This is a genomic window from Pseudomonadota bacterium, assembly GCA_027624955.1.
GTDB lineage: Bacteria > Pseudomonadota > Alphaproteobacteria > UBA828 > UBA828 > PTKB01.
Window position 1 is genome coordinate 40,096 of the sequence record JAQBTG010000017.1, and the last position, 12,170, is coordinate 52,265.

Annotated in this window: 11 protein-coding genes; 5 read left to right on the top strand and 6 right to left on the bottom strand. The window is 58.2% G+C overall.

The window, feature by feature from the left end:
* Positions 1 to 10 precede the first annotated feature (10 nt).
* From scpA to O3A94_08570, 3 genes are all read right to left on the bottom strand, one after another.
* Positions 11 to 2,146: a methylmalonyl-CoA mutase gene (scpA, locus tag O3A94_08560; GenBank protein MDA1356307.1), complete on the bottom strand. Its 2,136-nt coding sequence runs from the start codon at positions 2,144 to 2,146 to the stop codon at positions 11 to 13.
* Positions 2,147 to 2,210: 64 nt separating this feature from the next.
* On the bottom strand, positions 2,211 to 3,191 hold the full coding sequence (gene ycjG, locus O3A94_08565) for an L-Ala-D/L-Glu epimerase (protein ID MDA1356308.1): 981 nt from the start codon (positions 3,189 to 3,191) through the stop codon (positions 2,211 to 2,213).
* A 3-nt stretch (positions 3,192 to 3,194) separates the two neighbouring features.
* The gene (locus O3A94_08570) at positions 3,195 to 4,226 is read right to left on the bottom strand and encodes a DUF1611 domain-containing protein (protein MDA1356309.1); all 1,032 of its coding nucleotides are present in this window, start codon (positions 4,224 to 4,226) and stop codon (positions 3,195 to 3,197) included.
* A 171-nt stretch (positions 4,227 to 4,397) separates the two neighbouring features.
* Between O3A94_08570 and O3A94_08575 the strand changes: the two genes are divergently transcribed.
* The 3 genes from O3A94_08575 to sseA are packed head-to-tail and all read left to right on the top strand — an operon-like array spanning position 4,398 to position 6,983.
* On the top strand, positions 4,398 to 5,423 hold the full coding sequence (locus tag O3A94_08575; protein MDA1356310.1) for a cysteine synthase A: 1,026 nt from the start codon (positions 4,398 to 4,400) through the stop codon (positions 5,421 to 5,423).
* Positions 5,410 to 6,132 carry an alanyl-tRNA editing protein gene (locus O3A94_08580; GenBank protein MDA1356311.1) on the top strand — a complete coding sequence of 241 codons (723 nt, stop codon included), beginning with the start codon at positions 5,410 to 5,412 and terminating at the stop codon, positions 6,130 to 6,132. The genes O3A94_08575 and O3A94_08580 overlap by 14 nt, the downstream gene beginning before the upstream one ends.
* Positions 6,129 to 6,983: a 3-mercaptopyruvate sulfurtransferase gene (sseA, locus tag O3A94_08585; GenBank protein ID MDA1356312.1), complete on the top strand. Its 855-nt coding sequence runs from the start codon at positions 6,129 to 6,131 to the stop codon at positions 6,981 to 6,983. The genes O3A94_08580 and sseA overlap by 4 nt, the downstream gene beginning before the upstream one ends.
* A 703-nt stretch (positions 6,984 to 7,686) precedes the next feature.
* Here the strand turns inward: sseA and O3A94_08590 are convergent.
* Together O3A94_08590 and O3A94_08595 are read right to left on the bottom strand one after the other, a co-directional pair.
* Complete coding sequence (locus O3A94_08590) at positions 7,687 to 8,451, bottom strand: nuclear transport factor 2 family protein (protein ID MDA1356313.1); 765 nt, start codon at positions 8,449 to 8,451, stop codon at positions 7,687 to 7,689.
* Between the two features lie 45 nt (positions 8,452 to 8,496).
* Complete coding sequence (locus tag O3A94_08595) at positions 8,497 to 8,682, bottom strand: DUF1192 family protein (GenBank protein ID MDA1356314.1); 186 nt, start codon at positions 8,680 to 8,682, stop codon at positions 8,497 to 8,499.
* Between the two features lie 85 nt (positions 8,683 to 8,767).
* On the opposite strand from O3A94_08595, the gene O3A94_08600 reads away from it, so the two are divergent.
* Both O3A94_08600 and O3A94_08605 read left to right on the top strand, forming a co-directional pair.
* Positions 8,768 to 9,781, top strand: a complete 1,014-nt coding sequence (locus O3A94_08600; protein ID MDA1356315.1) for an NAD(P)H-quinone oxidoreductase — start codon at positions 8,768 to 8,770, stop codon at positions 9,779 to 9,781.
* A 144-nt stretch (positions 9,782 to 9,925) separates the two neighbouring features.
* The gene (locus O3A94_08605) at positions 9,926 to 10,588 is read left to right on the top strand and encodes a DUF1013 domain-containing protein (protein ID MDA1356316.1); all 663 of its coding nucleotides are present in this window, start codon (positions 9,926 to 9,928) and stop codon (positions 10,586 to 10,588) included.
* A gap of 130 nt (positions 10,589 to 10,718) precedes the next feature.
* On the opposite strand, the gene O3A94_08610 is transcribed toward O3A94_08605, so the two are convergent.
* On the bottom strand, positions 10,719 to 12,053 hold the full coding sequence (locus O3A94_08610; protein MDA1356317.1) for a 4-hydroxybutyrate CoA-transferase: 1,335 nt from the start codon (positions 12,051 to 12,053) through the stop codon (positions 10,719 to 10,721).
* Between the last annotated feature and the right edge of the window lie 117 nt (positions 12,054 to 12,170).

The following is a 12,170-nucleotide window of genomic DNA, read 5'->3' on the forward strand; positions in this document are numbered from 1 at the left end:
AGTCGCTGAGTTACTGGCCTTCGATCAAGGCCATGATTTCGGCGGCCGCCTTGGGAATGTTAGTTCCGGGGCCGTAAATGGCGGCGACCCCCGCCTCGATGAGAAATTCATGGTCATTGGGCGGAATGACGCCGCCGCAGATGACCAATATGTTGCCCGCGCCCTGAGCCTTCAATTCTGACAGCAGTTCCGGCACCAGAGTCTTGTGGCCGGCCGCAAGACTGGAGATACCCACGACATGCACATCGTTCTCCACCGCTTCGCGGGCGGCTTCCTGTGGCGTCTGGAAAAGAGCGCCAATGTCGACGTCGAAGCCAATGTCGGCGAACGCGGTGGCGATGACTTTTGCGCCGCGGTCATGTCCGTCCTGGCCAAGCTTGACCACTAAGAGCCGCGGCCGGCGGCCTTCAAGTCGAGCGAAGGCGGCAACATCTGATCGAATGCGGGTAAATTCCTCGTCATTCGCATAGGCAGATGCATAGACCCCCGATACGCTCAACGGCGCCGCGCGGTGGCGGGTAAAATGCTCTTCAAGCGCGTCGGAAACCTCGCCCACCGTGGCGCGTGCGCGCATAGCGACGATCGAAAGGGCGAGCAGGTTGGAATCGCCCTGAGCCCCAGTCTTGAGAGCATCTATCGCCGCACGCCACGCGTTCTCGTCGCGCTCAGAGCGGATTTTGGCCAGGCGAGCGATCTGCGCTTCGCGGACTGCGCTATTATCGACATCCAGCAATTCGGGCATGTCGGTGCTGTCATTTAGATATTTGTTGACACCGACGATGGTTTCTTCGCCGCGGTCGATGCGCGCCTGCCGCCGCGTGGCAGATTCTTCGATATGCAGCTTGGGCATCCCGGCGCTGACCGCCTTGGTCATGCCGCCCAATTCCTCAACCTGCTCGATCAGCTTCCACGCTTCAGCGGCGATCGAATGGGTCAGTGATTCGACATAGTAGGAACCGCCCAAGGGATCGATAACATTTGGCACACCGGTTTCTTCAGCCAGAATCAACTGTGTGTTGCGGGCGATACGGGCTGAAAAATCGGTTGGCAATGCGACCGCTTCATCGAGCGAATTGGTGTGCAGCGATTGCGTGCCGCCGAGCACAGCCGCCATGGCCTCGTAGGCGGTGCGCACGACATTGTTGTAGGGGTCCTGCGCGGTGAGCGACACACCAGACGTTTGAACATGCATGCGCAACATCAGTGAGCGCGGATCCTTCGGCTCGAACTGTGCCATGATTCGCGCCCATAAAAGGCGCGCCGCGCGAAGCTTGGCGATCTCCATGAAAAAATTCATGCCGACGCAGAAAAAGAAAGAGAGACGCGGCGCAAAATCATCTACCCGCAGCCCGCGAGAGGAGGCGGCGCGCACATATTCCAGCCCGTCGGCAAGCGTGAATGCCAGTTCTTGCACCAGTGTGGAGCCAGCTTCCTGCATGTGATAACCGGAAATCGAGATGGAGTTAAAGCGCGGCATCTGCTTGGCCGAATAGGCGACAATATCGGCGACGATGCGCATCGAGGGCTCGGGCGGATAAATGTAGGTGTTGCGCACCATGAATTCCTTGAGGATATCGTTCTGAATGGTGCCGGAGAGCTTGCCCTGGGACACGCCCTGTTCCTCCGCGGCAACGATAAAGGCCGCCAACACGGGCAGCACCGCGCCATTCATCGTCATCGATACGCTGACTTCGCCTAGCGGGATGCCGTCGAAAAGAGTTTTCATATCCTCGACGCTGTCGATCGCGACGCCCGCCTTGCCGACATCGCCGCGCACCCGCGGATGATCGCTGTCATACCCCCGATGAGTCGCGAGATCGAAGGCGACCGAGAGCCCCTTCTGTCCGCCGGCAAGATTGCGTTTGTAGAACGCGTTCGATTCCTCGGCGGTGGCGAAGCCGGCATATTGGCGGATCGTCCACGGCTTGTTGGCGAACATGGTGGCACGTACGCCCCGGGTAAAAGGCGCGAACCCCGGCAGATCGGCCTCGCACTCCATGTGCTCGAGGTCGGCCGCCGTATAGAGAGCTTTGACGTCTATGCCTTCCGGAGTTTTCCAAATCAGCGAGTCTGCATCACGGCTTTTCAGCTCTTTCGCTGCAAGCGCGCGCCATTCGTCGTAGGTCTGTCTATGGAAATCCGTCATTGCATGATCCGCTTGCCATTTCGCAACTGCAAAAAATTATGCTGCAAAGCAGGATAACGGTCAATCAGCCCCATAGGCTGGCTTCCGGCGGGTGCACGGTCATGCCGTCGTAACGCAGTCCGGGCTGACAATCGTTGGCCAACAGGAGCGGCCCGTCGAGGTCGACATATTCGGCGAACGGGGTGAGCAACACGGCCGGCGCCATGGCGAGCGACGACCCCACCATGCAACCCACCATGACCCGAAAGCCGCGCGCCCGCGCCTCACGCACCAGAGCCAACGCTTCGCTGAGTCCTCCGCTTTTGTCCAGCTTCACATTGATCATGGGGTAGCGCCCCTGCAAGCGGTCTAGGTCGGCGCGTGTATGGCAAGATTCGTCGGCGCAGATCGGTATGGCAAACTCACGCCCGAGGAGAGCCTCGTCGCTGTCCGCCGGCAACGGTTGCTCCACCATTTCCACACCAAGTTTGGCGAGAGCAGGTAACAGTCTGTCGAGCATTTCCGGCCGCCAACCTTCATTGGCATCCACGATTAGACGCGAATTGGGTGCTCCGCCACGGACTGCGGTCACCCGCTCCAAATCGCCCTCGCCGGTTACTTTGAGCTTGAGCAACGGAAGATGCGCCGACGCGCGCGCTGCTTCGGCCATATTCTCCGGTGTGTCCAGGCTGAGAGTCATGGCGCTGACAACCGGCGGTGGTTGGTCTATTCCAGCCAACTCCCAAACGCGCTTACCGCTCAGCTTGGCTTCCAGGTCCCAAAGCGCGCAATCGAGCGCGTTACGCGCCGCACCGGCTGGTAGGGCGTTTTGCAGATCCGCGCGTGACATACCGCTTTCGATGGCCGAGCGCACCGTCTCGATTTCCGCCACGACGCTGTCGTTGCTCTCGCCATAGTGCGGATAGGGAACGCACTCTGCCTTCCCCACTTTTCCAGCCTCTTCGATTTCCGCGAGGATGGTGGGCGTTTCTGTTCGGGAGCCGCGGGATATGCGGAAGGTACCGCGCATCGTCCACAAATGCGTCCGTGCGCGGAGCTTGCGCATCGTTCAGAGCAAGCGGTCGACGATTGGCGCGACGCCGCCGAGCTTGAATTCATCGTCTTCGCGCATCGGGTCGACGCAGGGAAGCCGGAGTGCATCCGAGGTTTCGTTCAGCACGCGCGTCGCCTCATTGACGCTGAGTTGACTGGTGTTGATGGCGACGCCAGCACAAAATACCGCCGGGTTCGTGAGACGCGCGGCTGCAATATTCGCTGCCAAACATTCGCTCAATTTCGGCAATGGCCAACTTGGTAACCCGCGCATATGCGTGCGGGTCGGTTCATGGCAAAGCACGATCGCATCGGGCTGCGCACCGTGAATAAGCCCCAACGTTACGCCCGCGAAAGAGGGATGGAATAGGGAGCCTTGGCCTTCGATCAAATCCCAATGGTCGGGTGCATTGGCTGGCGAGAGCCATTCGGTGGCACCGGATATGAAATCCGCCACCACAGCATCGACGGAAGCGCCGTCTCCAGCAATAAAAATTCCGGTCTGTCCGGTGGCGCGAAAGTCGGCCTTCACACCGCGCGCCTTGAGCTCCCGTTCGATGGCGAGGGTGGTGTACATCTTGCCCACCGAAGCATCGCTGCCAACGGTCAGCAGACGCTTACCCGCCCGTTTCTCGCCAGAACCCAAGGGAAATTCTCGCTCCGAGTGGCGGACGTCGAACAGTGACGCACCCATTTCCTTGGCCTTGTTGCTTATCATTTGAATGTCGCTGAGACGCATGTGCAGTCCACTGGCCAGATCCATGCCCCGATCGAGCGCTTCAACAAGCGTGTCGAGCCATTTGTCAGGAATGATACCGCCGCGATTAGCGACACCCACCACCAGAGTTCGCGCGCCCGCCTCCGCCGCCGCCGCAACGGAGATATCGGCAATACCAGCGGTCGCTTGGCAGCCGTCAAGACGCAATTGGCCGAGGCACCACTCGGGCCGCCAGTCAACGATGCCACGCGCGGTTTTGGCCGCTAGTTGGTCATGCGCGTCGCCGAGAAACAGCAGATAAGGCTGCTCGATGGATTTTTTTTCGTTCATTTTCGTTGTGCTTTCCGCCCTTGTGGATTGCCGGAGTGTGCCGCGCTGACGCGCGTCCCGCAAGGGCTAGTGAGCTGGTAAATTTGCAGAAATATAACGGTTATCCAGCTTGATCGTAATCTTCCAGCAAGCTAGGTTGCTGGCAGTGGAAATACTGAGTATTCACAAAAAATGTCTGTAAAAGAAGATTTTATAGAACTGATCGGCAACACGCCGATGCTTCGTCTCAAAGCAGCCTCGGAACGTACCGGATGTGAAATTCTCGGCAAATGCGAATTTCTCAATCCGGGAGGCTCGGTAAAGGATCGCGCCGCACTGTTCATCGTGCGCGACGCCGAGAAAAGAGGCCAATTAAAGCCCGGCGGCGTGATCGTCGAGGGCACGGCGGGCAACACCGGCATCGGCCTGACCTTGGTCGGCAATGCGCTGGGGTATCGCTCAGTAATTGTCATTCCCGATACGCAAAGCCAAGAAAAAAAGGACATGCTGAGGCTCTGTGGCGCGGAGCTGATCGAGGTCCCGGCGGTTCCCTACAGGGATCCAAATAACTTCGTAAGATATTCTGGCCGCCTCGCCGAGGAATTAGACGCGAAGGACCCGAAAGGCGCCGTTTGGGCCAACCAATTCGACAATATTGCCAACCGCCAAGCGCATTTCGAAACCACAGGGCCCGAAATCTGGGAGCAGACCAACGGCAGGCTGGATGGCTTTGTTTGTTCGGTCGGCAGCGGCGGTACACTGGCTGGTATCGCGCTGTATTTGAAGGAACGCAATGCGAATATCGTAATCGGCCTCGCCGATCCGATGGGTGCGGCACTCTTTAATTATTATGCCCACGGCGAACTGAAAGCTAAGGGCAGTTCGATCACCGAGGGCATCGGTCAAGGCCGCATCACCGCCAATCTTGAAGGCGTGCCGATCGATGTGCCGTTTCAGATTCCCGATGAAGAAGCGCTTCCCATTATCTTCGATCTGGTCGTGGAGGAAGGACATGTACTGGGCGGCTCCAGCGGCATCAATATCGCCGGCGCAATCCGTTTGGCGGAGAAGCTCGGCCCCGGCCACACGATCGTGACGATCCTTGCCGATTACGGCATGCGTTACATGAGCAAGATGTTCAATCCGGAATTCCTGCGCGCCAAGAATTTGCCCGTACCGCAATGGCTCGAAACCGGGGGCAATCGTGGCGGCAACTGAACAATTATTCACTGAAGACGCCTATGCGCGGACGTGCGAAGCTTGCGTGACGCACTCTGCGCCCGGCGCAATACAGTTTGATCGCACTGTGTTTTACCCTGCCGGCGGCGGCCAGCCCGGCGATAGCGGCGCTGTCAAACTCGCAGATGGCACGACTATTCCAATTCTGGATACTGTCAAAGGCGAAGGCATCGGTGAAATCCTCCATATCGTACCAGACGATGCGTCGATTCCTGCGATCGGCACGGCAGTAACGGTCGAAATTGACTGGGCGCGCCGGCACAAACATATGCGCATGCATACGTGCCTCCATTTGCTGTGCGCCGTTATCGAGGCGCCGGTCACTGGCGGCCAATTGTCCGAGGATAAGGCCCGGCTAGATTTCGACCTGTCGGAACTCTCCATCGACAAAGCCGAGATCGAGGCACTTCTCAACCGGTTGATCGCGCGTGACGCGCCCACCACCACCCGATGGATTAGCGATACGGATCTTGCGGCACAGCCGGATCTCGTGCGCACGATGAAAGTGAAGCCGCCGAGCGGCCAGGGGCGGGTTCGCTTGCTCGACATAGCAGATGTGGATTTGCAGCCCTGTGGCGGCACCCATGTCAAATCAACCGGCGAGATCGGCCCCATAACGGTGCGCAAGATCGAGAACAAGGGCAAACATAACCGCCGGATAAATATTATCTTCAAGGAGCCCGAATGAGTGTCCAACTGCCCGGGCCTCTCGTGTCGCCCGCCTGGCTCGCGGCGAATCTTGCGCGGCCCGGCCTCAAATTGATGGACGCTTCCTGGTATTTGCCGGCGGAGAAACGCGACCCGGCCGCCGAGTTCGAGGCCGAGCATATCGAAGGCGCGGTATTTTTCGACATTGATGGTGTTCGCGATCCTGACAATCCGCTGCCCCACATGCTGCCGAGCGCGCCACTATTCGCCGAGGAAATGGCAAGACTTGGCATTTCCAATAGCGATACCGTGATCGTCTATGACGGTGCGGGCTTGTTCAGCGCGCCACGCGCCTGGTGGACATTGCGGATCTTCGGGCATGACAATGTGGCGGTTCTGAACGGCGGCCTTCCGGCCTGGCGCGCCGCCAACCTACCGATTGTCGCCGGCCGTGCTACATCCGGCACTGCGAAATTCAAGGCGATATTTCGGCCGGAACTGGTACGCGATCTGGCGCAGATGCTGGGCAATCTAGAACAGGGGGCGGAGCAGGTCATTGATGCGCGCGGACCTGGGCGTTTCGATGGCAGCGAGCCGGAAATTCGCGCCGGCGTCCGCTCCGGCCATATTCCGGGCAGTGTTAATCTTCCCTACCCGGTTCTCATCGACGCAGTGGATAAATCTCTGTTGCCGCCGGACTTGTTGGCCGCGGCGTTTGCCGAATGCGGCGTCGACCTGGCGCGGCCGGTTGTCACCACCTGCGGTTCTGGCATCAGCGCGTCACTGTTGGCCCTGGCGCTGTTCGTTTGCGGCCATACCGGCGCCGCTGTTTATGACGGCTCCTGGACTGAATGGGGTGGACGCAGCGATACGCCGACGGAGTCCTCCTAGGCGGCCCCCTAGGCGGATCTCGGGATCGGCTTGGCGCGCGCCACGCCACGCCACGCCACGCCAGCGCGCCATATGCTGGATCAGGACACAAGCTCAACATCAAAAAAATTTGCGCATCAAGTTTGCTAAAGTAGGGCGAATTTAGCCTCTATCAATCTTCGGATAGCTAGCCTGCTTGGCGCCGCGCTGGTGGGCGCGGTGCGCACATATCAAACCTCAATTGATAACCGATAAATCAACCTAGGCGAGTATTACCTATAATTTTAATCGCCTAATGGGATCAAGGCTTTCGCCATCAAAATCGGCCGCGACGAACGGAAAACGCGGATCGCCACCACTTTTAATTGGCCGTGGCTCTTGCCTTTCTCGGCAGTCATTGCCGCAGGCACGGAGGCCGCACTCGTTTTCGTATCTTCATCATGAAGCGCCGCAGTCTCGCACTTCGTTCATCGCCAAAAAAAAGCGCCGCCTTGGGTAAGGCGGCGCAGTAAAACAGGGAGACGAAACAATATCAGAGGTCTAATGCACGGCGATTTCATATATGTGAAACACCGTATTTACGAGAATATCTCCGAAATAGTTAATTAATCGTTAACCCGGAGCCAATTATTTACTTTCTTTCAACACAGAACGTAGAGCGGCGGCCTGGGCTCAAATATGTGCTGCGCTTTGAGATGCTTTGAATTATTCGCGGCCTTACGCCTTAAAATTTACCGTTGTCGTTTCTCCATTCGCTTCGTGGTGCGATTTTTTCAGTTGTGTCCCAGTGCTCAGCCACTTTTCCCTTTGCCAGCCGAAAAAGATCATAGAACGCGGAATGAACGCCGCCATAGTTTCCCTCGCTGACGCAGAGCACAAAACTTCCTTCGGCTAGGACATAGTGGATGCGATGATAATCAATGCGTTTGCAGCCGTTGTCTGCGGCTTCTAACGCGTCTTTAAGCATGGTCACGCCATCGCCCAGACGCGGATTGTGCTCAACGTAGGAGTCCTGGTCGACGAAGTCCGTCAGGCGTTTAAGTTGGCCATCAACAAATACCGTCTCAATGAACGATCGAGCCAGCGCGCGGTTGTGTTCGGTCAGATCGTGATCGGTGGCATCGGTCGGCCCATCCACCATGCTGCGGCCCGATTGGTTAGGCCGCTGCCTTTCCTGAATGTTGTCCCAATGCTCGATCGCCTGACCATTTTCGAACCGGAAGACCTCGAAGCCTATTTTTCGGCTAGCAAAGTCGTATTCCATATGGGCGAACACAAAATCGCCGTCCTCGAACGCCCGAACCATGTTTACCCGAGGCTCGGTTTTGGACAGTCGTTTGAACAGTGTCGCCAAACCCTCGCTGCCCTCGCGGGTCTGCGGATTGTGCTGAATGTACTTCGCTTCATTGACGACGGCGACCGCTTCCGGATCGCCAGTCTCGATGCTCTTCAACAGGGCTCGAATTTGTTCTTTCTTCGCAACTGACATTGCCTTCAGTACCCGATGAATTGGAGCGACTATTGCGCGTTCAGCTCACTTCTTGAACATGGCATCTGCCTCGCTGCGCACTACATCTCTGTTGTCTAGTTCCAACTTCACGCGTTTCAATTCACGCTCTAAATCGTCGACATATCTCTTCAATGACTCGACCGAAAGATTATCCAGCACGCGGGGTGCCCAATCAGCGGCTTTCGGAATTACAATTTCGATGTCATCCATAAAGTTTTCCCCCTCCATCGGACGCGCGCCATTATAACAACTCACCGGGGCAATCCGGGAGCAATAATACCGTGAGTAAACATAAATGAACGACCCAGGCGATCGCATACCCGAAGACATGCTGGCTGTGGAAATATCGACTCCGGGTGGGCCGGAAAATCTCGTCCCGACACGGCGCCCTGTGCCGCAGCCGGGGCATGGCGAAATATTGATCCGGGTCGCTGCGGCCGGCGTCAATCGGCCAGATGTGATGCAGCGTGCGGGCGGATATCCCGCGCCACCGGGCGCATCCGACATTCCCGGACTGGAAGTGAGCGGAACTGTGGTCGCGTGCGGCCCTGGGGGCCAGCGATACCAGCCGGGCGATTCTGTTTGTGCCCTGGTTACTGGCGGCGGCTATGCGGAATATTGCGCCGCGCCGGAGGTGCAGGCATTGCCGTTTCCTGACGGTTATACACCTGAGGAAGCCGGCGCGTTGCCCGAGACATATTTTACCGTTTGGACAAACCTATTTGAACGCGGGCGCTTGCGGCCGGGTGAGCGGCTGCTGGTGCATGGCGGCACCAGCGGCATCGGCACGGCTGCCATTCAACTCGCCGCGGCAATGGGTATTCGCGTGTTCGCCACCGCTGGCTCGCCGGATAAATGTGCCGCGTGCCGTGATCTCGGCGCCGAACTGGCCGTAAATTACCGCAGCGAGGATTTCGTGAAAGCGGTGAAAGCGGCGACCGGCGGCGAAGGCGTGGATGTGGTTCTCGACATGGTCGGCGGAGAGTATGTTCAGCGCAATTTGAGCTGCTTGAGAACGGAAGGCCGCCTCGTGCAAATTGCCTTCCTTGGCGGGCCCAAGAGCACACTCAATTTGGCGCCAGTGATGCTCAAGCGTTTGACGATTACCGGCTCCACGCTGCGTGCACAAAGCGTGGCAAGCAAAGGACGCATCGCGGCAGCGCTAGAAAAAGAAGCCTGGCCGCTCCTTTCAGCGCGCACCATCGCACCCGTGATCGATAGCTCATTCTCGTTGGAAGAGGCCGCAAAGGCCCATGCACGCATGGAATCCAGCGAACATATCGGTAAGATAATGCTCCTCACCAATTAGAAGAAATCCTCACCGGCCCAATTGACCCTTATCCACCAAGAGCGATATATCACTGTCATTCGAACATTCGCAGCCGCGAAGAAGATTTGCGCGGCTGGATACACAGCCCTGATCCGCGATGGAATTGGGGTGAAAGGATAAACAATGTCTGAGTTATTGATGCCCAAAGCGACGGCCGTCTGGTTGGTCGACAGTACCGCGCTCACTTTTGAACAAATCGCGGTGTTTTGCGGCTTGCACGATCTGGAAGTTCAGGGCATCGCCGACGGCGAAGTCGCTGTTGGTATCCGTGGTTCGGACCCGATCACCAACGGCCAGCTCACGCGCGATGAGATCGCGCGCTGCGAGCAGGATAAAACTTTGCGGCTGAGTTTAAGCTCGCCAACCACAAAGGTGCCCGAACGCACACGCCGGGCGCGCTACACCCCTGTCAGCAAGCGCCAGGACCGGCCCAATGCAATTTCTTGGCTGGTCAAGAACTATCCGGTACTGAACGACGCGCAAATCGGCAAACTCTTGGGCACAACCAAATCGACGATTACCGCAGTACGCGAACGTACGCACTGGAATACGCCCAACATCTCTCCGCAGGATCCGCTGCTTCTCGGCATCTGCTCTGAACAGGAATTGTTGGAGGAACTGCGCAAGGGCCAAAGACGCCAAGAGCGCGAGGAAAAGAAGGCGGCGCGTGAGGCAGCCAATAAAGCTGCGGCAAAAGCTGAGGCCGCCGCATCCGTCGCGCCGCCCCCACAACCGGACCCGGCGCCCGTCCCGGCGCCGGCCGACGAGACAGAATCGGCCTCATAGCCGGGCTTCGGGGCTTTACGACAAGCCAGCGCGGCAAACCGACGCCGTAGGCGAGCGCGGTAGGCGCCTTGCAGTGGGAAATGCGATTCGATTAAACGCTGGGAACGGCCAGCGACATCTAACTTGCCGCCTATGACCTTAAGGGTTTGGCCGACAAACCGCGCTTTGCCGCGTCTTCCTGGAGTCCGTCCCTAAACTTTGGATGGGCAACGGCGATAAGGGCCTGGGCACGCTCGCGCAGAGACTTGCCACGCAGTTCAGCGATGCCGAATTCCGTAACCACCATATCTATATCTGTGCGCGCCGTCGTGACAACTGAGCCCGGCGAGAGTCCGTCGACGATGCAGGATACGGCGCCGTTCCTGGCGGTGGCATGAGTGGCAAGAAACGACCGGCCACCATCAGCCATCATGGCGCCGCGGATGAAATCGGCTTGGCCGCCGGTGCCGCTATACTGCATGCCGCCAATCGATTCCGAGCACGCCTGGCCGGTGAGGTCGACCGCGATGGTCGCGTTAATTGCTATCATTCCCTTATGTTGCGCGATGACGAAAGGGTCGTTGGTATACTCCACTCGATGGCCTTCGATTGCCGGATTTTTATGTAAAAAATCGTAAGTTTGCCGAGTCCCAGCGGCGAAGGTATAGAGAGTCTTGCCGGGATTGATCGATTTTCGCGAATTATCCGCCACGCCCGTCTCCATCAGAACCCGCATGGCGTCGACGAACATTTCGGTATGGATGCCGAGATGTTTGTGATCCAGCAAGCACAGGCCGACGGCACTTGGCGCGGCGCCGTAGCCCAACTGAATTGTGGCGCCGTCCGGAATTCGCGCGGCGATAAATGCACCGATCTTTTCGTCCTCGGGCGTCCCCGGCGGGTTGGGCAGTTCAAAAATATCGCCGGCGCTTTCGACGATGGCGCTCACTTCGGACACATGCACACGGCAATCGCCGAACACATGGGGCACGTTAGGATTGACTTCGACCACGCTGAATCGCGCGGACTCGATCAGCGATTTGGTGTAATCGATACTGATGCCAATACTCATGTAGCCGTCCGAATCGGGCGGCGAGGCCAGCGTCATGACAGCGCCCACCTGCATGTCTTCGCGCATGATCTTGGGCATCTGACCGAAATGCATCGGCGTCATGTCATAGCGGCCCTCAAAGACACCGAGCCGGTCGGGGTTGCCGCAAAACAGGCTGTCCCAATCGAGGCTGTCTAAATGCTCGGGCTGCAACAAGGCATTGGCGAGATCAGGGGTCGGCAATATCGTACTCGTGCGCACGCGCGCCAGGTTACCCGCCCGCAAGCGACGCCCCATCGCGGCAAGCAGGGCCGGCGGTTGCCCGGCCAGAGTCGGTAGAATCAGACGCTGGCCGTCTTCAAGACGGCTTACCGCGTCGTCTGCGGATTGCAGCCGGCGCTGATACTCGGGCTGCCAATCACTTTGTTGAACCATATATCCCCCATTTTGGTCGCCGGATTTTGGCGCGCTGCCGCGGAAGGGGCAAGTATGCGAGAGCGCATTGTGGCCACGTGGGGTCAACATCGAGTATATTGCGCAGGCATTTGCCGG

Excerpts from the sequence above, each read along its gene's own strand:
- scpA (MDA1356307.1), bottom strand. The coding sequence starts at position 2,146 with ATGACGGATTTCCATAGACAGACCTACGACGAATGGCGCGCGCTTGCA.
- ycjG (MDA1356308.1), bottom strand. The coding sequence starts at position 3,191 with ATGCGCAAGCTCCGCGCACGGACGCATTTGTGGACGATGCGCGGTACC.
- O3A94_08570 (MDA1356309.1), bottom strand. The coding sequence starts at position 4,226 with ATGAACGAAAAAAAATCCATCGAGCAGCCTTATCTGCTGTTTCTCGGC.
- O3A94_08575 (MDA1356310.1), top strand. The coding sequence starts at position 4,398 with ATGTCTGTAAAAGAAGATTTTATAGAACTGATCGGCAACACGCCGATG.
- sseA (MDA1356312.1), top strand. The coding sequence starts at position 6,129 with ATGAGTGTCCAACTGCCCGGGCCTCTCGTGTCGCCCGCCTGGCTCGCG.
- O3A94_08590 (MDA1356313.1), bottom strand. The coding sequence starts at position 8,451 with ATGTCAGTTGCGAAGAAAGAACAAATTCGAGCCCTGTTGAAGAGCATC.
- O3A94_08595 (MDA1356314.1), bottom strand. The coding sequence starts at position 8,682 with ATGGATGACATCGAAATTGTAATTCCGAAAGCCGCTGATTGGGCACCC.
- O3A94_08600 (MDA1356315.1), top strand. The coding sequence starts at position 8,768 with ATGAACGACCCAGGCGATCGCATACCCGAAGACATGCTGGCTGTGGAA.
- O3A94_08605 (MDA1356316.1), top strand. The coding sequence starts at position 9,926 with ATGTCTGAGTTATTGATGCCCAAAGCGACGGCCGTCTGGTTGGTCGAC.
- O3A94_08610 (MDA1356317.1), bottom strand. The coding sequence starts at position 12,053 with ATGGTTCAACAAAGTGATTGGCAGCCCGAGTATCAGCGCCGGCTGCAA.